The 21,442-nt window shown below is 48.2% G+C and carries 18 protein-coding genes; 5 read left to right on the top strand and 13 right to left on the bottom strand.

Translation table 11 applies throughout. The features are described 5' to 3' along the window. Positions 1-6: 6 nt before the first annotated feature. The 3 genes from WBJ53_RS07765 to WBJ53_RS07775 all read left to right on the top strand — a co-directional run bounded on the left by WBJ53_RS07765 (position 7) and on the right by WBJ53_RS07775 (position 4,907). Positions 7-2,976, top strand: coding sequence for an outer membrane beta-barrel family protein (locus WBJ53_RS07765; protein WP_338875501.1), 2,970 nt, complete (start codon positions 7-9; stop codon positions 2,974-2,976). A gap of 164 nt (positions 2,977-3,140) precedes the next feature. Next, entirely contained in the window at positions 3,141-3,953 is an 813-nt protein-coding gene (locus WBJ53_RS07770; protein WP_338875502.1) for an ATP/GTP-binding protein, read from the top strand. A gap of 375 nt (positions 3,954-4,328) precedes the next feature. Continuing rightward, positions 4,329-4,907 (top strand): C40 family peptidase, encoded by a 579-nt coding sequence (locus WBJ53_RS07775; RefSeq protein WP_338875503.1) that lies wholly within the window; start codon positions 4,329-4,331, stop codon positions 4,905-4,907. 138 nt (positions 4,908-5,045) lie between these two features. Here the strand turns inward: WBJ53_RS07775 and argB are convergent, their stop codons facing one another. From argB to WBJ53_RS07825, 10 genes are all read right to left on the bottom strand, one after another. Continuing rightward, positions 5,046-5,834, bottom strand: a complete 789-nt coding sequence (gene argB / locus WBJ53_RS07780; RefSeq protein WP_338875504.1) for an acetylglutamate kinase — start codon at positions 5,832-5,834, stop codon at positions 5,046-5,048. 99 nt (positions 5,835-5,933) lie between these two features. Then, complete coding sequence (locus tag WBJ53_RS07785; protein ID WP_338875505.1) at positions 5,934-6,893, bottom strand: N-acetylornithine carbamoyltransferase; 960 nt, start codon at positions 6,891-6,893, stop codon at positions 5,934-5,936. A gap of 82 nt (positions 6,894-6,975) precedes the next feature. Beyond that, a complete protein-coding gene (locus WBJ53_RS07790; RefSeq protein WP_338875506.1) occupies positions 6,976-7,173 on the bottom strand; it encodes a DUF433 domain-containing protein in 198 nt (65 codons plus the stop codon). 59 nt (positions 7,174-7,232) lie between these two features. Continuing rightward, positions 7,233-8,375: an aminotransferase class III-fold pyridoxal phosphate-dependent enzyme gene (locus WBJ53_RS07795; RefSeq protein WP_338877170.1), complete on the bottom strand. Its 1,143-nt coding sequence runs from the start codon at positions 8,373-8,375 to the stop codon at positions 7,233-7,235. 161 nt (positions 8,376-8,536) lie between these two features. Next, a complete protein-coding gene (locus tag WBJ53_RS07800) occupies positions 8,537-9,265 on the bottom strand; it encodes an alpha/beta hydrolase (RefSeq protein WP_338875507.1) in 729 nt (242 codons plus the stop codon). Between the two features lie 146 nt (positions 9,266-9,411). Further along, positions 9,412-10,032 carry a hypothetical protein gene (locus tag WBJ53_RS07805; protein WP_338875508.1) on the bottom strand — a complete coding sequence of 207 codons (621 nt, stop codon included), beginning with the start codon at positions 10,030-10,032 and terminating at the stop codon, positions 9,412-9,414. A gap of 196 nt (positions 10,033-10,228) precedes the next feature. Further along, complete coding sequence (locus WBJ53_RS07810; protein ID WP_338875509.1) at positions 10,229-10,834, bottom strand: hypothetical protein; 606 nt, start codon at positions 10,832-10,834, stop codon at positions 10,229-10,231. A 202-nt stretch (positions 10,835-11,036) separates the two neighbouring features. Further along, a complete protein-coding gene (locus tag WBJ53_RS07815) occupies positions 11,037-11,645 on the bottom strand; it encodes a hypothetical protein (RefSeq protein WP_338875510.1) in 609 nt (202 codons plus the stop codon). Positions 11,646-11,802: 157 nt separating this feature from the next. Then, a complete protein-coding gene (gene clpX, locus WBJ53_RS07820; RefSeq protein ID WP_338875511.1) occupies positions 11,803-13,035 on the bottom strand; it encodes an ATP-dependent Clp protease ATP-binding subunit ClpX in 1,233 nt (410 codons plus the stop codon). 367 nt (positions 13,036-13,402) lie between these two features. Further along, positions 13,403-14,077, bottom strand: coding sequence for an ATP-dependent Clp protease proteolytic subunit (locus tag WBJ53_RS07825; RefSeq protein WP_338875512.1), 675 nt, complete (start codon positions 14,075-14,077; stop codon positions 13,403-13,405). 252 nt (positions 14,078-14,329) lie between these two features. Here WBJ53_RS07825 and WBJ53_RS07830 point away from each other — a divergent pair, with 252 nt between their 5' ends. Then, complete coding sequence (locus WBJ53_RS07830; RefSeq protein ID WP_338875513.1) at positions 14,330-14,743, top strand: helix-turn-helix domain-containing protein; 414 nt, start codon at positions 14,330-14,332, stop codon at positions 14,741-14,743. A gap of 46 nt (positions 14,744-14,789) precedes the next feature. On the opposite strand, the gene WBJ53_RS07835 is transcribed toward WBJ53_RS07830, so the two are convergent. Both WBJ53_RS07835 and WBJ53_RS07840 read right to left on the bottom strand, forming a co-directional pair. Then, a complete protein-coding gene (locus WBJ53_RS07835; protein WP_338875514.1) occupies positions 14,790-17,888 on the bottom strand; it encodes a CusA/CzcA family heavy metal efflux RND transporter in 3,099 nt (1,032 codons plus the stop codon). A 285-nt stretch (positions 17,889-18,173) separates the two neighbouring features. Further along, positions 18,174-18,659 carry a response regulator gene (locus WBJ53_RS07840; RefSeq protein WP_338875515.1) on the bottom strand — a complete coding sequence of 162 codons (486 nt, stop codon included), beginning with the start codon at positions 18,657-18,659 and terminating at the stop codon, positions 18,174-18,176. 228 nt (positions 18,660-18,887) lie between these two features. Here WBJ53_RS07840 and WBJ53_RS07845 point away from each other — a divergent pair, with 228 nt between their 5' ends. Then, complete coding sequence (locus WBJ53_RS07845; protein WP_338875516.1) at positions 18,888-20,144, top strand: HAMP domain-containing sensor histidine kinase; 1,257 nt, start codon at positions 18,888-18,890, stop codon at positions 20,142-20,144. 7 nt (positions 20,145-20,151) lie between these two features. Here the strand turns inward: WBJ53_RS07845 and WBJ53_RS07850 are convergent, their stop codons facing one another. Continuing rightward, positions 20,152-21,291, bottom strand: a complete 1,140-nt coding sequence (locus tag WBJ53_RS07850) for an NAD(P)/FAD-dependent oxidoreductase (RefSeq protein ID WP_338875517.1) — start codon at positions 21,289-21,291, stop codon at positions 20,152-20,154. Positions 21,292-21,442 lie beyond the last annotated feature (151 nt).

Below are 21,442 nucleotides of genomic sequence, written 5' to 3' on the forward strand. Positions count from 1 at the left end.
ACCACAATGAACTTCATTTGCTACCGGCATCGGTTGTTAGCGATTGTATGCCTTATTGGTTCACTAATAGGCGTAGCAGCGGTGTCTGCACAGGCTCAGTCGGGTGTTGTAAAAGGCTCCGTCATTGATTCCGTTACGCGTAAGCCTTTGCTCGAAGCATCGGTGTCGCTGCTATTAGCACGCGATTCATCGCTGGTTACGTTTGGAATCACCGATGGTGAAGGCCAGTTTATTTTCAAAAATGTTGTTGAAGGCCAATACCGGATTCTGGTTACCTACGTTGGCTATGCAACCCGGGCTAAGCGAGTAACCATAACCCGCGCCGATCCGACAGCCGATGCTGGTGCAATTGAACTGATCGCGCAATCGCAGACCCTGAATGAGGTATCGGTACAGGGCGAAAAAGCGCCCATGGCCGTGAAAGGGGATACACTGGAGTTCAATGCCGGATCGTTTAAAACCCAGCCGAATGCGCAGGTTGAAGAGTTGTTGAAGAAACTTCCCGGAGTTCAGGTCGACCGCGATGGCAACATTACGGCGCAGGGGCAGACCGTTAAAAAAGTACTGGTTGATGGGAAACCATTTTTTGGTGATGATCCGAAGATGGCAACCCGAAATTTGCCAGCCGACATTATCGATAAGGTGCAGTTGTTCGATCAGTTGTCGGAGCAGTCGGCATTTTCGGGGGTGGAAGATGGCGATCAGTCTAAAACGATCAACATCACAACCAAAAAAGATAAACGGAAAGGTACGTTTGGGCAGCAGTCGATAGCGGGTGGTCCTAAACCCGGCGACGATCCGCGCTATATTGCCAAAGCAACGCTAAACCGCTTCGACAATGGGCAGCAGATGTCGATTCTGGGTATGGCCAATAACGTTAACCAGCAGGGTTTTACGGCGCAGGACCTTGGCTTAGGGAGCAACTTTGGCGGTAGTGGCAACGGTTCGGGTGGCGGCTCAGGATCGGGTAGTGTGAGTCGGAGCGGTGGCAATGGCGGTAGTGGCAGCAGTGGTCAGGTAGGCAACAATGCCATCACCAAATCGTGGGCGGGCGGAATCAACTACCGCAATAGCTTCGGCAAAAAAGTCGATCTGGCGGGTAGCTACAACATATCGAATACCAACACGCTAACCCAGCAGAGCAGCCGCCGGGAAAATATCCTGCCCGGAACCAGTACATCAACTACTCGCTCCGACTCAACCTTTGTGCGTAATCAGACCAACGGTTCCGATAATACTAACACCAACAACCGGTTCAATCTGCGACTCGATTACCGGATTGATTCACTGACGACAATTCGGGTAATTCCGAATCTGTCGTGGTTACAATCCGACTATCAGAACGGAAGTGATTCGCGTACGGTCAATGGAGGGGGAGCTACAACGAACACCAGCACAACCAATTATCATTCGAATGGAAATGGCTTCAATGGAAATAATTCGGTGCTGTTGTTCCGAAAGTTTCAGAAGAAGGGACGGACATTTTCGGTCAACTGGAATGTAGCCCTCAATAACCAGAATAGCCTGGGTATTAACCAATCGGTTACGCAGTCGACAACCCCCTTGTCGGCAACAACCGGGGCACCCGATAGTCAGACGGGTACGGGTGGGTTATACACACAAAGGATCAACCAGCAGAATGATCAGCAGACACGAGCGATGACGAATACCATCAACGTATCGTATACCGAACCGTTGTCGATGCGGCAAACCCTCGAACTCCATTACAATCTGTCGAACAATCATAACGAGTCGAACCGGGCAGTTACTGATTTCAACGAAGCAACTGCACAATACGATCGGGCCAATGCGGCACTGAGCAATAATTTTGTTAATACATACATGACCAATCGGGCGGGCTTGACGTGGCAAACCAAACGCTTGAAGTACACCTACGCGTTTGGAGTTGATGCACAGCAGGCCAGTCTGAATTCGAATAACCTGAGCCGCGACACTACGCTGAGCCGCACGTTTACGAACCTGCTGCCGAATGCGTTGTTTACTTACAACTTCGCTAAAAACACACGGCTCCGGTTCAACTATCGTACGCGGATCAATGCGCCATCGGTAAATCAGTTACAGCCCGTACCGAACAATACGAATCCGCTGAATATTCAGTTGGGCAATGCCAATCTACAGCCCGAATATAGCCATACGATTTCGCTGAATTTTAACCGCTTCGACCCGTCTACATTCCGTAACCTGTTTGCATCGATCAACGCCAGCCGGACGGATAACAAAATCGTGAACTCAACGTCGTTTACATCCTCGGGCGCACAAACAACCCGGCCCGTAAATACCAATGGCTATTATACGCTAAGTGGCTTTCTGGCACTGGGTCGTTCGATTAAAATTGACGAACATCGCATTAATATCAATCTGAATACCAACGCAACCTACAACCGGGGAACCAGCTTTGTGAACAGTCGTCCGAATCTGGCTCAGAACTGGCTCATAGGCGAAGGGTTGAGTTTGAACACCAACATCAACGACAAACTAGACCTTAATCTGGCTGGAACCATTAACCTGCAATCGGCCAAATATTCGTTGCAGCCGCAGCAGAATACCACGTTTCTGAACCAGACCGGCACGCTGGATCTGTTCTATCAGTTACCGTTCCGGTTTGCATTTACCACCAATGTTACATATAATCATTACGGTGGCCAGTCGGGTAGTTATAATCAGTCGTTTACATTGCTGAATATGGCCCTGGCCCGTCAGTTGTTCAAACAGAAGCAGGGTGAACTGCGGTTTCAGGTCTTCGATTTGCTGAATCAGAACCGGAGTATTGTTCGTAACGTAACCGATACCTACGTAGAAGAAGTGCAGAGCCGGGTACTGAATCGCTATTTTACGCTGAGTTTTGTGTATAACCTGCGCCAGTTCAGTGCCGGGTTTACACCGCCCACCAACAACCGCTATAACCGGCAGGGTATGGGTGGCGATGGCGGTCGGGGGTTCCGGCGCAACGACTAATAAGGCTTCGATAGCCTTTGCTCAACAGCGCCTGCCTGGCATTTTGATGCGCCAGGCAGGCGCTGTTTTCTATAGAGTCAGGTAAAGGATGAAATCACTTTCAAGTAGATTTATTAAGGTCTATTCTTCGTTTATAGACTCCTGCACTCAATTCTAAAACTCTTATGAAACTTCTATTCTTGCTGTGTTCTCTGCTTTGTGTTGCCCATAGCCAGGCTCAACACCAACTAAAAAAAATCTGGGAAAGCGATAGCACGCTGGCTATACCCGAATCGGTACTGCCCGACAACGATGTGCTCTATGTATCGCTAATCGACGGATCGCCCTGGGATACCGACGGCCGGGGTGGCGTGGCTAAGCTGAGCAAAAACGGTAAAATTATGAACCCTAGTTGGGTAACTGGCCTGAATGCACCGAAGGGTATGGGGATCTGGCGCGGAAAACTTTACGTGGCCGATGTGTCAGAGGTGGTTGTGGTTAATTTAGCGAATGGGAAAATTGAAACGAAAATACCGGTCGAAGGCGCTACCGGCCTGAACGATATAACTATCGATAAACAGGGTACCGTATATGTTTCGGATAGTAAGCTGGGAAATGTGCACCAAATTAAAAACGGCAAAGCCACGCTACTGATGAGCGACCTGAAAGGCGTAAACGGACTGAAAGCAGTTGGGACGGATCTGTATGCCTTAACGGCCAACGATGTTTATAAAATAGGAGCCAATAAAACCAAGACCGTTGTTTGCACAATGGAAACGGGTGGCGATGGTATTGAACCCGTTGGAAATGGTGATTTTGTGGTGTCCACCTGGGGTGGCGTCGTTTATTACATGGACAAAAGCGGTAAACTACAAACCATGCTGGACACGCGTGCACAGAAAAAAAATACGGCCGACATTGGCTACGATCCGGTGCAACGAATAGTGTATGTGCCAACATTTATGGCAAAATCAGTAGTTGCTTACCGCCTGGATTAGTACAAAGAGAAACCTGTGTGTTTATGGCCAGTACCGAACGTATTTTGTAATGGTTCATTCATTATAATAAACCTGTTGATTTGCTTTTAAGCGTTTTGTTGTGAACAAGTTCTATGTTTAATAGAATGGAACACAACAAAACGCTTTTTTTTGCTGATTTTTTTAACTCAATGTGGAATCTACTTAGTCAATAGATTAATTTTTCAGACAAAGAATGTCGCCTATTTTGCGCTTATAGCGTTGGTAATCAGTTTAGTTGAAATATTGGCATGAAATTTTTAGATTAAAATTGTGGAAAATAGTCCTCAGTTGTTTGGCAATAATTCCACAATACTATACTTTTATACAACCTAACTTGGTAACTGACCTATACCTATGACGAAGAAAATGCTCCTGACAGCACTTGCTGCTGTCTCGTTTGGCATCGTTCGCGCCCAGACCGTATCGACCGTAACCCCAGAAGTGCCCGCCGTAACTGACAACAAGCTCACCGTAACTCAAGAGATACCCACTGTAACTTCTACTACTCGCTCATTTTATGAGCAAATTCCTCTGGTAGGCGATCTGATCGATTTTGCCAAAAAGCATCTGTCAATTCGTTATCGATTGGGCGGAACAACAAAACGAGGGTTCGACTGTTCTGGTTTTACCCGTTTTTGTTTTAGCCAATTCGGCATTTCTCTTCCCCATTCGAGTGCCGCTCAGGGCAATGTAGGTCAGCCTGTCGACAAGGCCAATGCGCAACCGGGCGACTTAATTCTGTTTAAAGGCCATAGCGCCCATGGTAGTCAAATTGGCCATGTTGGATTAATTACTGAAGTTGTTGGTAACCAGATTAAATTTATTCATTCTGCCTGGAATGGTGGCGTACGATACGATTACCTCCATGCATCTTACTATGAGCGTCGTTTTGTTGGCGTTCGGCGAGTGGTTCATTTGCTGACGGATAAATGAGCAATCTGGAATAAACAAAACCGGGAATGAGCACATAACTCATTCCCGGTTTTGTTTGGCTACTGGTCATTGGCCGTACTGAACAATTAGGGATCAGCCATTTGACTTTAACGTTTTCGGATCTAATACCAATGACTTTTATCTGGTCAATGTAAGGGTTGTTCCGGCCCCCTGCTGCAGGGCGGCTGCTACATCGTCGGCATGGCAGATAATTACTTTTTCAACACCATTTTTGAGGGCTTTAAATGCATTATCGAGCTTAGGCACCATTCCCTTGTTTATGGTGCCCGCGGCTTTGTGGTCGGCATAGGTCTGCGGGGTCAGCTCGCCAATAACACTGGTATCATCATTTGGGTCGGCCAGAACGCCTTTCTTTTCGAAGCAGTAAACAAGCGTGACCGAATCATGATGGGCCATATCTACGGCAATGGCCGAAGCCATTGTGTCGGCATTCGTGTTTAGCAAATCGCCCGCTTCATTGTAGGTAATAGGGGCAAAAACAGGTGTAAGATCCTGCCGCAGAAAAAACTGGATTTGCCCCGAATCAACTTCTTTAATATCGCCAACCATACCGTAGTCAATATCCTTAACCGGGCGTTTTCGGGCCAGTATGGTGCTGCCATCGGCGCCAGTGAGGCCAATCGCATTGACGTCGAGCGCCTGAAGCCGGGCAACGATCTGTTTGTTTACCAGACCACCATACACCATCGTTACTACGTCGAGCATAGGCATATCGGTAATCCGACGTCCTTCCACCATCGTTGTTTTGATCCCTAGTTTTTCAGCTACCTGCGTCGCTATTTTACCGCCACCGTGAATCAGTATTTTTGAGCCAGCCAGTCCGGCAAAAGCAGTCAGAAACCGCTTGAGTGCCGCCGGATCATCGATAACATTACCACCTATTTTTACAACTGTAAGCGTATCCATAAAAGGACATTGGATATGGGGATGTAAGACTTAATTAATAGACATTGGAGGTTAGACATTGGATTAATTTTTGTCCAATATCTAACCTCCAGCGTCTATTTAAAGACTTTTCAGGATTTCTTTCAATACGGCCTGAGCCGACCATTCGCGGTTGGCAGCCTGTTCAATAACCAGCGAATGGGGGCTATCCAGTACTTGGTCTGATACTTTCAGATTGCGCCGAACAGGAAGGCAGTGCATAAACTTACCATTATCGGACCGGCGAATATCGTCCATCGTAACGGCCCACGACGGATCTTTGGTCAGCACCTGTCCGTAATGCGTATAAGACGACCAGTTTTTGCCGTAGATAAAATCGGCTCCTTCAAAGGCTTCGTCCTGGTTGTATATGATGCGGGCATTTCCCACAAATTCGGGGGCAAGCTCGTAGCCTTTGGGATGCGTAACCACAAACTCAACATCGCCCGAATGAGCGCGGGCATTCATCCATTCACAAAACGAATTGGCAACGGCCTGCGGCAGTGGTTTAAAATGAGGGAGCCAGGTCAATACAACTTTCGGGCGAGCTTTTGTCTTGGCTTCTTCAATCGTAATACAATCGGCCAGCGATTGCAGCGGGTGCCGTGTTGCCGATTCCAGATTGACAATCGGTACGTTCGCGTATTTGGCGAACTGATTCATTACCTGTTCCTTATAGTCCAGTTCACGGTCCTGTAGTCCGGCAAACGCCCGGATACCGATAATGTCGCAATAGCGGCCAATAACAGCGGCTGCTTCCCGAACGTGTTCGGCTTTGTCGCTATCCATAATGACCCCTTCTTCCATTTCCAGCCCCCAGCTATCTTGCCCAACGTTCATCGTAATCACATTCAGACCGAGGTTTTGGGCGGCTTTTTGTGTGCTTAGGCGAGTACGAAGACTGGAATTGAAGAAAAGAAGACCAATGGTTTTATTCTTACCAAGGTGTTGATCAGTAAAGGGGTTGGTCTTGGCGTCGCGGCCAGACTGTATAAGTGCGTCGAGGTCGGTGACGTCGGCGAGTGAAAGAAAGTTGGTCATTTATTTTTTAACACAGGGAAACAGGGACTTGAGTGATTGAGTGAATGAGTGAATTGGCAAATAGGTTGCTTAATTCACTCATTCACTTAGTATGTGCATAGGCGAATACGGCTTGCAAGGCATCTTTTGTAAGCCGTGGGTAATTATCTAGTAAATCCTGTTCGGTCCAGCCATTAGCCAGACGTTCGAACAAAAACTCAACGGACAATCTTGTTTCTTTTATGACAGGTTTGCCCAGTAACACCGCTTCGTCAGAATAGATAAAGTCTTGCCAGTTCAATGCCTTAAGAAGTTGGTCGATGCAGTCAAACCGCTAAGCTAACTAGCTAATTTCAATAATTAAACGGCCGTGTTTTCTGTTTTCAGGCACTTTTCGAGCGCTTCCAGGAACATATCGGCTTCGTTGATGCCAATGGCCAGCGAAGGCAACAGCCGGATCGTGTTCTTACCGGCAACACCCGTAAACTGTTTGTGTTCGAACAGCAGTGTTTTACGCAACGTGTCGACCGGGAAATCGTACTCGATTCCAATCATCAGTCCACGGCCCCGCAATTCTTTATAACCGCCGATCTGTCGGATGCCGTCCAGGAAATAATCGCCTACACGAACAGCATTGTCGATCAGTCCTTCGTCTTTCATAATATCCAGTACTGCAACGGCGGCCGTGCAGGCCAGATGGTTACCGCCAAACGTGGTGCCTAGCAAACCGTAGCTGGGCTTAAATTTAGGCGAGATCAGAATACCGCCGATCGGAAATCCGTTGCCCATGCCTTTGGCCATCGAAATGATGTCGGCCTGAATACCGCTGAACTGGTGCGAAAAGAATTTTCCCGAACGGCCGTAGCCACACTGAACGCCATCCAGAATCAGCACCGCTCCGGTTTCGTCGCAGCGTTGGCGGAGGGTTTGCAGAAACTCATCGCTGGCGACATGAATGCCACCAACGCCCTGGATGCCTTCGACAATAACAGCACAGGTTTCTGTCGTGATAGCTTGCCGGGCGGCATCGGCGTCGTTATAGGGTAGAAATGTAACGTGTTTGTTGTAGTTGACAGGGGCTACTATAGCCGGGTTGTCGGTGGCGGCAACGGCTCCGGCTGTTCGGCCATGAAACCCCTTCCTGAACGAAATGACCTGAGTGCGGCCGTTGTGAAAGGAGGCTAGTTTTAGCGCATTTTCGTTGGCTTCGGCACCTGAGTTACACAAAAAGAGCGCATAGTCGGGATGGTCCGACAGGCTCGTTAGTTTATCGGCCAGTTCCTGCTGCTGCGGTATCCGAACCGAGTTGGAATAGAACGAAATCTTATGTAACTGATCGGTCAGTGCCTGCACATAGCGCGGATGCGTATGACCAACCGAAATAACGGCATGCCCGCCATACAGATCGAGATAGCGAGTGCCGTCGACATCCCACAGATAGCTGCCCTGAGCGCGAACCGGCTCAATGTCGTAAAGGGGGTAAACGTTAAATAACTCAGCCATTGCCAGACCGGATAACCACTGCACCCGGCGTTTACGATGATAATCAAATGAGCTGGTTCGTGAAAACCAGTGCAAGTTTACGGAGAATCGCGGGGAAAATGGTGTATAAACGCGAAAAGGAAGCCAATCGACTTCCCTTTCCTGGGTCTGAGTATGGTTTCTTATGCCTTATCGGCTTGTTGCAGGAAGTTTCGTAGGACCAGAACCGATGTTTCGGGCTGCTCAATCATGCTCAAATGGCCGGCATTGTCGATAATCGAAACGCCGATCCGATCTGACAAATCGGCCAGCGCCTTCGTTTTTTCAACCGAAATCAGTTGATCTTCTCTGCCCAACACCAGCAAAACAGGGTACTGGGCATCGCGCAGCACATGCGTCCGATCGGGGCGACCGGCAATGGCTTTCATCCCGGCAATGAGTGCTTCGGTCGGTAAGCCGCGAAAACGAGCCACCAGTTCCTGCGTTTTTTCGGCTGGGTAATGGGGAGCGACCATTTTCGGCAGTTGTTTCTCAATAAACTGTGCTCCGCCCTGTGCCTTCATGGTGTCAATAAGTTGCTGACGCTGAATTTTGCGGTCGGCATCATCTGCATAGGCTGTTGAATGATAGAGCACCAATCCGTGTACCTGTTCGGGATAACGTTCGGCATAAGCCAGCGCGATATAGCCACCCATTGAATGACCAGCCAGCACAACCTTATCAATACCTGCCGATTGTAGCTGGGCATTCAGTTCTTCAGCATAGGCTTCAATGGTTGTATGAGAGGTTGAGTGCGCAAAATTGGGTTTTATGACCCGAATATCGGCCGACAGTTCGGGTTGAATGTTATCCCAGATGGAAGCATCTACACCATGACCATGGATCAGTACTAACGAGAACGAACCAGACATGCTAAGGAGTTATATCTTAATTGTCCACAGAGCATACCGAGAAATCAATTGAATTGACTACCAATGAATTGCTTCTCGGTATGCCTGTGCCTCTGTGGGCAAATGCAATAAATAAATTCTGACTTGTTACGAATGAGCGGCAAACGTTATTGTTTTATAAGCTCCAGAATAATCAGCACGAGGCCAACTACTAAGGCAATGGCACCAATGGCTGCACCAAAGCCATTGCCGATGAGTAGTAATAATAAGCCAGCAGCTGCTACGATGAGCCCAATTGTCAGCATCGACGTAGCCATCGTACGTTCTGGCGACAGTTTATGCTTGATTTTATTATTGATCTGCTTGGTAGCTACACGCTCCAGCAGGGTCATTTTTTTGGTAGATGCTTTTGTTTGAGGAGCCGCTGTGGTTTGAACCGGTGCTGAGTTGAGCAGGTTTTTTACCTTCTCCATCCGCTTGGTCAGTTTTTTGTTCGAAGCCAGCCTGCTGTCGTTGCGTACGTAGGCTTCAATCTGATTCATGGTTTGTTTGGCCTGGGCAACCTGTTCGGCAGGTTCGGTTGCTGGAGTGGCGATCGCTTCAGTAACAACTTCGGGCTGGGCCGATGGAGTTGACACCACTGATGGTGTTGGGGCAATGGTTTCAGTTTTGGCGGTGTGGTAATTTTCGACAGGACCACGCTGGAAATAAGCGACCGGACGGCTGCACGACGACAGAACGGCAGCTCCGATCAAGGCTGCGTAAAGGTGTTTGGTCATTGTTTTCATAGAGTTGTTTTCGTTTAAGAACATTGATTGGTTGTCATTCCCAACAACTAAGCACTGATTGCTTTGTTAACCAAAAGGTATGAAAAATCACCTAATCCAATAAAAACCCACTGCGAAATAGTGTAAACGGTGGCCAATAGACGTAAAAAAGTCGGGCTGGTTATCCCAGCGCCGACTTTTTTACCTATCAGGAGCCTTATTCCAGAACGCCGAGCAGAATCAGTACGATACCTACAATGAGTAGTACCAGACCAATTACGCCAATTACGCCACCAAAAAGCAAGGAAAGGATAAGACCAATAGCGCCGATGATGATACCGTTTTTGGTATTCTTGTTCAGGTATTTCGCTTCATCGGGAGCTACGTGATTCTTAATCTTTTTATCCATCTTTTTCAGCATCGCTTTCTCAACCAGCGTCAGCTTGTGGGCCGAAGCGGCTTTGGTCGATACGGTTTTTTCACTTGCGGTGGCCAGTAAGCTATTTACCTTCTCCATCCGCTTGGTCAGTTTTTTGTTCGAGGCCAGTTTGCTGTCGTTGCGTACGTAGGCTTCAAGTTGACTCATGGCCTGTTTGGCCTGGGCAACCTGCTCGGCGGGGGCCATTGATTCAAGGGCAGAAGCAGGAGCCTGGACGGGTTCTGCAACCGTAACGTTGGGAGTGACCGTTGCTACTGGCTGCGGTTTGGTCGAGGTGAAGTGTTCGCGTTGACTGGGCTGAAAATAGGCAACTGGACGGCTACACGACGATAGAATGGAAGCCCCAAGTAGGGCTGCAAAAATGTGTTTGGAGAACGCGCTCATATAGAACGTTTTTGAGTGGGACCATAAAATTGTCAACCACATCAACTGCATCAGAGTGGGTTTGTTGTGTAGTTGATATACATTCCTGCAAAAAAAAGGAAGAATCCGAGCAAACGAGCCAGACAGGGCATACAAAATCCCACCAGATGGCTATCCAGTGGGATTTTGTATGGCACTTCATGAAGTCGGTATAGACAAGGTTTTAGAGCAGGCCGACCAGTAAGATGACCGCACCCGCCAGCAGCACAATTAAGCCTACGGTAGCACCAGTACCTGAGGTGAGCAGCAGGAGCAGGAGGCCAACAATAACCAGTACGGCTCCGGTTGCCAGAATACCCGAATTCATCATGGTTTTGTCGGGGTTCTGGGGGGCTAGTTGCCTGCTGATTTTTTTATTCATTTTCTTCAGTACCATCCGTTCCATTAGCCCTGCTTTTTTTGTCGAATTGGTTGACGAGAAACCCAGAGTCGATTGGGTGGCGGTTGTCTCAACGAGCGTACGAATGCGATTCAGTCGTTTCTGGACGGTTTTGTTCGAGGCTAATTTGCTATCGTTCCGAACGAGGGCATCCATTTGATCGAGGGCTTCGCTAATGCGCGTAGCCGGAGCCATGGGTATTGGAGCGGTTTCGGCAGAGGGCTCCATTGCCGGAGCTTCTGTTGAAACGGTTGGCGAAGTGACCGGAGCGGATGTTGCTACAGCAAAATGTTCGCGTGGGGTTGGCTGGAAGTGAGCAACCGGGCGGCTGCATGCAGTGAACATGGTGGCCATTACCAGACCGGCCAGCAGACGTTGAGTACTGATTTTCATAGTGTTGAATGATTTGCTTACGTGCAATGAAGAACTACGTTCAGTAAACAGGCTCGGCTGCTATTTGTTGATAATCAGTATGAATTTCCGATTCAGTGGAAAAGAAATCCCCGGCCTCTGTCGAAACCGGGGATTGGACTAACCTGAAAAGCCTGGCTCAGGCAACCGACCGTAATTGATAGGCCGTCGATTTGCCAAACTTTTCGCGGGCATAATCTAAACTTACCGTCAGTTCTTTAACATTGGTTTGCGACGGCATTTCGAACATGGCATCGGTAATAATCGACTCACAGATGGAGCGTAGGCCACGCGCACCCAGGCCATACTGTAATGCCTGATCAACAATATAGTTAAGCGCGCTAACATCCCACATTAGCTTAATGCCCTCCATCTGGAACAACTTGTTATATTGTTTGGTAATCGCATTTTTGGGCTCAGTCAAAATGCGCATCAGTGCTTCGCGGTCGAGGGGTTCGAGGTGAGTAAGCACCGGTAAACGCCCAAGAAGTTCAGGAATTAACCCAAACGATTTGAGATCTAGGGCCGAAATGTAGCGCATCAGATGCCCTTTTTCGAGCGTATCATTCAGTCGCCGGTCGCCTGAGAAGCCAATGGGGCGGGTGTTTACCCGCTTGGCAATGTGCCGTTCAATTCCGTCGAAAGCGCCACCGCAGATAAACAGAATATTTTCGGTGTTGAGCGCAATCATACGCTGGTCGGGGTGTTTGCGACCGCCCTGAGGAGGAACATTTACGACAGAGCCTTCCAGTAGTTTCAGTAGGGCTTGTTGAACGCCTTCGCCACTGACATCGCGGGTAATGCTTGGGTTGTCTGATTTGCGGGCAATTTTGTCGATCTCATCAATGTAAACAATGCCGCGCTCGGCAGCTTCAACATTATAGTCGGCGGCCTGCAACAACCGTGTCAGAATGGTTTCTACATCTTCGCCTACATAACCGGCTTCCGTGATAACTGTAGCATCGGCAATGCAGAAGGGAACTTCCAGAATTTTAGCAATCGACCGGGCCAGATAGGTTTTGCCCGTACCCGTCTCCCCAACCATCAGGATATTCGATTTTTCGATCGTAACATCGTCGTTTGTTTTGGGTTGCATCAACCGTTTATAGTGATTGTAAACAGCAACGGCAATTGCTTTTTTTGCATCGTCCTGACCAATAACATACTGGTCGAGGTGGCGCTTCATTTCCAGAGGCTTAATCAGGTTAATATGCACCTCATCCGGCTCGCTTTTTCGGGGGCGCATCTCATCCAGCACTACCTGATGACCTTGTTCAATGCAGTAGTTACAGATGTGCGCATCAATTCCCGATAGCAATACCAGTACCTCGTTTTTGCGCCGTCCGCAGAACGAGCAACTTATTTGTGGCATGTACGTTTGCAGTGTAAATGAAGTAGTTATGGCAGTCAGTGCTTATGTTGAAAAAGGACTGATCTGCTCCGTTAACAGTTCGTGTTAATTCTTTGTTAAGCGAACTTCGTCATAAAATAGCGACGAAAGTATAATTGGCTCAGGTACGATTAACAAAATTATTGATCGGCATCGATACAGACAAGGTTCAGTTAGTCATCTATGTATATTTTTTGCTTTATCGATAGCTATTTTCCGGATTCTGGCATTATTAAAAACAAAAGCGCAGGTTCATGTAAATGATCTGCGCTTTTGTTTACGTAAATTGTAGTACCGGCAGAGGCTATCCAGGATTTAACCCTTTACGCTTTCTGCGGCTAAACATGAATTATTTTTCCCGGCGAAGCACTTCGTCGATTAGTCCGTATTCTTTAGCTTCTTCGGCCCGCATCCATTTGTCGCGGTCCGAATCTTTTTCAATTTGTTCAACGCTTTTTCCCGAATGGCTGGCCAGAATCTGGTATAGCTCTTCGCGGAGTTTTACAATTTCGCGGGCCGTAATTTCGATATCGACCGACTGCCCCTGCGCACCACCCGATGGCTGGTGGATCATGATGCGGGCGTGAGGAAGGGCCGACCGTTTGCCAGCCGCGCCCCCTGCCAGCAATACTGCCCCCATCGAGGCTGCCAGACTGGTGCAGACCGTAGCAACGTCGGGACGAACATATTGCATGGTATCGTAAATACCCAGACCAGCGTAGACCGATCCTCCAGGGCTGTTCAGATACATCAGAATATCTTTTTTAGGATCAGCCGATTCGAGGAATAGCAACTGTGCCACAATGATGTTTGCAATATTATCATCGACGGGCAGGCCCATGAAAATAATCCGGTCGGCCATCAGTCGCGAGAAAACGTCAACTTCACGGAAGTTCATCGGACGTTCTTCAATGACCGAGCGAGTCATATTTTCAACGGTGTGATTTACATAACCATCAACAGTGAGGCCATTGAGGCCCATGTGGTGTACAGCGAATTTGCGGAATTCTTTTTCGTAATTCATAATTGGGTTTACTCCTTTGGGTGAAAACGAATAACGAGGTATTCAGGTTCGAAAAATTAAATACTGGACTTTGGAAGTTAGACGCCGGACTTTATATTGATGCTTATGAAGAAAAAACGTCATAGCCTAACATCGGTAGCCAGCATCTACCATCCAATATCTGATAGATTCGAATTCTTTCATTGCAAAAATGCGTTATCCTTCCGAAAATCAGTGTCAGTTTAAGTTTAGATTTTATCGTAGCTACTTGATATGAAGACATCAATTGAAGAAAAAATACGGCTGCATAGGCTTCAGCGGGGGCTTTCGCAGGAAAATATGGCCGATTTGCTCAACCTGTCGACAACCGCTTATGGCGATATTGAGCGTGGTAAAACCGATCTGACGCTCTCTCGTCTGAATCAGATTGCCAGGGTTCTGGAACTGTCGCCACTAATACTTCTTTCTGATGAGCCGATTACGGCCCAGGTCATTGAGAATAAAACCGACGACAGCACCGTGCACGAACTGGAACGCCTGCAACTGGTTGTTGAAAAACAGCAGCTTGAACTGGATAAACTACGACTGGAAGCCGATTACTGGAAACGGAAATACGACGACCGAATTGCGTTCGAGCTTCTCCGCTCAATGGGCGTTTCGCAGGAGCGCGAACGAATTGGTTTCTAACAAACGCTCCCTGAAGAATTGGGAGTTCAGGGAGCGTTTGTTAGCACTAGAGCGAAGAGAATTTATGCCGATAGAAGGCATAAAAAATCAGTGGAAACACAAAGAGTGTCAGTATGGTAGCGGTTATTAAGCCGCCGATGACCACAATGGCCAGCGGCTTGGCTGTTTCGGAGCCGATTCCATGCGATACCGCAGCCGGAATCAGACCAATACCGGCCATCATGGCCGTCATCACAACGGGTCTGATGCGCGACACGACTCCCAGGTGAATTGAATCGTTGAGCGACATCTTGTTGTGCAGGTTTTTCTTGAAGACCGAAATCAGAATCACACCATTCTGGATGCAGATGCCGAAGAGGGCAATGAACCCAATTCCGGCCGAAATACTGAAGTTAACATGCGTAATGAGCAGAGCCGCAATGCCGCCAATGATGGCAAATGGGACGTTGAACAACACAAGCCCCGCGTCTTTTACATTGCCAAAGAGCACAAATAAGATAAAGAAAATTCCCAGCAGGCTAATGGGTACGACCTGCTCCAGCCGGAGTGTGGCGCGTTGCTGGTTCTCAAAATCGCCCGCCCATTTTACCGTATAACCCGTTGGTAACTTTACGTTAGCGGCAACTTTCTGTTGCGCTTCGGCAACAGCCCCCCCCATGTCGCGACCCCGTACCGAAAATTTAACGGCTCCGTAGCGTTGGCCGGCCTCGCGGAAAATCAGTACTGGTCCCGTTTGGGTATATACACTGGCGATTTCCTTAATCGGAATCATGGAACCATTTTCGGTCGGAACCATCAGGTGAGCAATTTGCTGCTCATTAGAGCGGAAGGGTAAATCGTAGCGAATCCGCAGGTCGAATTTTCGTTCGCCTTCGTAGATCTGCGTGGCCGCCTTGCCTCCAATAGCCATTTCAATGACCGCTTCTGCATCGGATTTATTGACCCCGTAAACCGCCAGTTTGCGTTCGTCGAGTTCTACGCGCATTTCGGGCTGGCCAGTTGTACGAATCAGCCCCAGGTCTTCGATACCCCGAACGGTAGCCAGTTGTTTCTGAATTTCAGCTCCTTTCTCTTCAAGAATAGTTTGATCGGGGCCATAAATCTTAACCGCAATAGACCCTTTTACGCCTGAAACGGCTTCTTCGACGTTGTCCATAATGGGCTGCGAGAAGTTGAAGTTTACCCCCGGAAACACACTGAGCCGTTCCTGCATTTTGTCGATGAGCTGCTCTTTGGTTAACCCACTTTTCCACTGATCCTGCGGATAAATGTCGACCAGAAATTCGATGTTGTAGAAACCCGTTGGATCGGTCCCATCGTTGGGTCGGCCGGTTTGAGAAATAACGCCTTTCACCTCTGGGAAATCTTCGAAAATGTGGCGCATCTGAATCGTTTGTTTGACCGATTCGGGCAGCGAAATACTCATGGGCATGGTAGCCCGAACGTAAATCGAGCCTTCGTTTAATTCGGGCAGAAACTCCGTTCCCAACAACGTAAAGCCGGATAAACCAATTAATACAACCACAAAAGTTACGATCAGGCTCAACTTCTTATGCGCAAACGTAAAGCCAAAGGCTTTAGTAGCATATTTGGTAACGACATTGACGAAGGGGTTGTGTTTTTCCCGAACGTTTTTGTTCAGCAACAGACTGGCCAGTACTGGCACCAGCGTTAACGTAAAAAGTAATGCGCCCAATAAGGCGAAGCCGAGTGTCCAGGCCAGGGGCGAGAACATTTTACCTTCTACTTTCTGAAACGAGAAAATAGGTACCAGACAGGTAATGATGATGAGCTTGGAAAAGAAAATGGCTTTCCCCATTTCGGTACCGGTTTTTCGCAGAATGCCTAATTTGGCCAGCTTATTGAACCGCGCCATTCCCCGTTCATGAGCTAGCTCGTCGAGGGTTACAAATATGCCTTCAACCATCACAACGGCACCGTCGACAATAATGCCGAAGTCAATAGCACCCATTGAGAGCAGGTTGGCCGACATACCTTTGAGCCGCAGGCAAATAAAGGCAAACAGGAGCGCCAGCGGAATAATGATCGATACGGTAATGGTAGTGCGCCAGTCGGCCATAAACAGAAACACAATTACCGTTACGAACACAATGCCTTCGATGAGGTTGTGGGTTACGGTATGCGTAGCGAAATGGATGAGCGTTTCGCGGTTGTAGAATGTGTTGATCTGCACATCGGCGGGCAGAATGCTTGTGTTCAGTTCGTTGATCTTTGCTTTTACGCGTTCAATCACTTCGCTGGGGTTTTCGCCTTTCCGCATCACCACAATACATTCAACTACATCGTCCTGTTTGTCGCGCCCAGCCTGACCGAGCCGGGGCAGTGCAGACTCCGACACCTGAGCCACGTTGCGAACCATGATGGGGGTGCCGTTAATGTTTTTGATGATAATGTTCTGAATGTCCTGCTGATTTTTGAGCAGACCAATGCCGCGCACAACGTAGGCTTCGGAGTTTTTGTTGATTACATCGCCCCCCACATTGACGTTGGAATTGGCCACAGCCTGATATAACTGCAACGGAGTGATGTTGTAATCGATGAGCCGACGCGGATCAACCGAAATCTCGTACGTCTTCACTTCACCCCCAAAACTAACCACATCGGCTACGCCCGGAACACTTTTTAACTGCCGATCGATAACCCAGTCCTGCAGAGTTTTCAGTTCGCGGGCGGTTCGGGTAGGCGACTGAAGCGTATAGCGGAAGATTTCGCCGGTTGGGCCATAGGGTGGCTGCACATCGGGCTTGATGCCTTCGGGTAGCTCAACGCTATTAAGCAGGTTATTGACCTGCTGACGGGCAAAGGCGTCATCGACTCCATCGTCGAACAATATCTTCACTACCGATAGCCCAAAAAGCGAAGTAGACCGGATGTCGGTGCGTTTCTGAACAGGATTGAGGCCAATCTCTATTGGAATCGTTACAAACTTTTCAACCTCTTCGGCCGAGCGGCCGGGCCACTGGGTAATGAGTGTGATTTGAGTATTTGTAACATCCGGGAAGGCTTCGATTGGCGTATTCTGATAGCTGATTATACCAGCAATGACGGCCAGTGCCGTCAGGAAAAATATGAAAAACTTGTTCTTCAGCGAGAACGTAAGAATTCCTTTTATGAACTTATTCATGAACTGGTGAGGTGGTGAATTTCCCCGGAACAAAGGTGATGTGGGGGGCTTAAATCGGGCTTAAGGATTTGTTAAAAGACTGTTAAATCCTTGAGTGAATAGAGCCTAGGCGCAACGTTGTTAGCTGGGTTTTTCGGAGTTGAGTAGTTTCAGCAAATCATGAAATGAAGACAGCGTAAATACAATACAGCTATTGTACGAAGCAAAAAGCCTGATTAATAGAATTTTAATTGAAAAAAATAGCCAGTCACGTGCTTGTTCGGTAAACTACAGCCAGGAAAACTACTAAAAAGCAAGCCGATCGTTAGGGAGTGTAACGGTTTCCCACCAGTATAGGCGTAGGGTTTGAATGTATTTCTCCCATTCGCCCATATCCGATGGTTTCGTAATGTATGACGTACTGCCATAAAAATATGATTCCGTGATGTCGTCCCGATTGCTGGAGTAGCTCAGTATTACAACGGGGAGTTGTTTATAAGGAGACGATGAATGTTTAATCTGCTTAAGGATGTTCCAGCCATCCTGCCGGTCGGGCAGATACAGATCCAGTAAAATCAGTTTAGGCAGGTCGCGGGCCTGTAGGGAGCAGGTATGCAAATAGTTCAGCGTTTCTTCAACATTGGTCGTCCGTACGGCTTTAACCTCCGATAACGATCGTTCAATGGCTAACTGGATAAGATGCCAATGGTCATCATTATCTTCAACAACCAACAAACTGGCATGTTTGAAATTGGGATTACTAACCGGCTGGCTGTTGGCTTTTGCGATCATTTTACCTGTACGGGGGAAGACATAGCAGGTGCAATATACTGGCTAAAATCAAGAAATAACAACGGGAATTGGCGAATCGGCAGTGTGTCAGTGCAATAAAAGAGTTAAAATCGAAAAGCCGTTTGATCATTTCTGCCGCAATTTAATAACGAGATCTACTTAGCCGAGTTTACAATTTAGTTAGCAAACCATCCATATCTACACGTTAATTAGCAGTATGGTATTCCTATGAAAAGCGAGTCTTTGTTATCCACAAAACAACCCGATTTAGCTACCTACTTATTTGGCCGACGAGAGGCTATTCTTAATAACTGGCGGACAGTCTGCGAGCAGGACGAAACGCTCCAGGCCGTTTCGGGACTTTCGCGCGAAGAGTTCAACGATATGGTGCCCACTATTCTGAATGTGCTGGGCCATCAGTTGAATAACGAACAGCCAGAAAACGATCCTATTCAGGTAGCCAGTGAACATGGTCTGCATCGCTGGCATAAAGGCTATACACTTCGGGAACTGCTCAAGGAAATTGGGCATCTGTTTCATGTCGTTTCAGAAGAGGTTGATCGTTATCAGACGCTATACTCAACTGCCAATGCCAGTGTGTTCACGCAGGCTTATCAGAAATTACTCCATCTGAATCAGGCTACTGTTGAAGGAAGCGCAGCCCGATACGACGAAATGGAACGTACAGCAGCTTCCAGCCGGGCCGATACACTTCAGTCTGCTCTCAATCAGCTTAGTGAACTGACGCGCCGTCGGAACGATCTGTTACGAGTCTCCAGCCACGACCTGACCAGCAGTGTGGGCATTGCGCAGGGAGCGGCAGCTATGCTCGATCTGGAAAACCAGAGCCCCGAAGAGCGTACACAGTTGATGGATATGCTGAATCGGAATCTGGCTAATCTGAAAACGATGTTGCAAAGTTTAATGGATCTGGCACGTCTGGAAGCCGGTCGGGAACTGCCTCTGATTAGCCGGTTCGATGTCGCTAAATTATTGCGTGAATTAGTTGAAGATGCACAGCCATTCGCTGCTCAGCGTCAATTGACATTACTGGCCAATGGCCCATACGAACTGCTCATCGAAAGTGATGCTGAAAAAATCCGACGCATTGTGCAAAACCTGCTTGTCAACGCGCTCAATTACACGTCGGCTGGTGTTGTTTCGGTTTCCTGGGGCGAAGAAGATGATTATCGGTTTAACATTGCCGTACAGGATACAGGCCCCGGCCTGTCCAGCAGTATTGTGCAGTCGATGGTTGGCTTGTTAAAGCCCATGCCGGAAAGTGCGCTTGTGTTCGATAGTCGGCAACTACCAGAGCCTGCTGCCAGCTTAAATTCCGTAACGCCAAAAGGGGAAGGTGTTGGCCTACATATTGTGAAACGTCTTTGTGAACTACTTGATGCTAATCTTGACGTTGAGACAGCCCCCGACAAAGGGACACTGATTCGGGTTCGTTTTTCGAGGGTTTATCGGAAAATGCAATAAGCGCAGCTCAACTTGTCATTACATTGCCGTGCGTTTGCCGGATAATTGTGCGAAGCATAGGCTTAACTACATCCAGTGTTCGAACGGCGTGTTCGGTTAGCCAGGTTTTTCCGAAGAAACGCTGTACGGTGCGCCCAATCCACAGGCGACGGGCAAACTGATTGGCCCAGCTTTGCTGATAGCGCTTTTCGAGTTCCTGACGGGCGATCTGGCCGTGTAGAAATGCGTTGGCCAGATCGCTGGCAAGCTTGGCTCCCCGAATGGCCATTGCCATTCCATTGCCACAGAGGGGCGTAATCAGCCCGGCCGAATCGCCCGTCATCAGAATGTGGTTTTCAATGGCTCGTTTGGCGGAGAACGAAAATTCGTTGATGACCTCCGGTTTTTCGTACAAAAAATCGGCCTTAGTGAAAACGGCTTTCAAATGCGGATTTTTCCACAGAACAGATTGTTCCATATCGGAAATGCTACCAAACCGACGCAGATTGTGGCGGCTGGTTAAATAACAAAGGCAGTATTTGTCTGCTTCAATAGCCGACAGGCCACAGTACCCATCGGCGAAATTATGCAAGGCAATCAGATCGTTGGGAAAATCTGTCTTAATATGGTATTTAACACCAATATAAGGCGACGGCCGCCGTATAAAGGATCGGTCGAGGGTTTTGTCGAGTTTAGATCGTTTGCCAAAAGCACCCACAACCAGCCTTGCGGTCAGGGTTTGGGTCAGGCCCGTATACCGATTACTGACGACTACTGAAAACTGATTGTTGTGGAACTGGACATTATCGACCTGATGATGCAGCAGAAAATCAACTCCGGCCGACTGGCCAAGCTGATATAAAGTGTGGTCGAGCGTGTATCGACTGATGCCAAAACCACCCATATCGAGCGGTGAAAATAAGGATCGCCCTGAGGGGGCCGATACCTGTAAATGATTGATGGTAGCAGCACCAAGATTGACTAAATCAACGCCCAGCGATTCGAGATAGGGTTTTACTTCGTTAGAGACATATTCGCCACAAACTTTATGAAACGGGTATGTTTTTCGCTCAACCAGCGTAACCGAATGGCCGGCTTTTGCCAATTCGAGTGCGCTTACCAATCCGGCCAACCCACCTCCGATAATCACAACGTCTGTTTTGAACATAGCAAGTCCAGAACCGTTTCTTAACCAGCAATGATACTCTGAACGGAATTTTAGCAATATACGGTGTCCTGATCGAAAACCGCAATACAGGCATCGGGGCTATTGGCTCCAGCAGAGCCTGAGTAGTAGGATAAGACAATAAAAATCGGTA

The sequence above is a fragment of the Spirosoma sp. SC4-14 genome (assembly GCF_037201965.1).
Classification (GTDB): domain Bacteria; phylum Bacteroidota; class Bacteroidia; order Cytophagales; family Spirosomataceae; genus Spirosoma.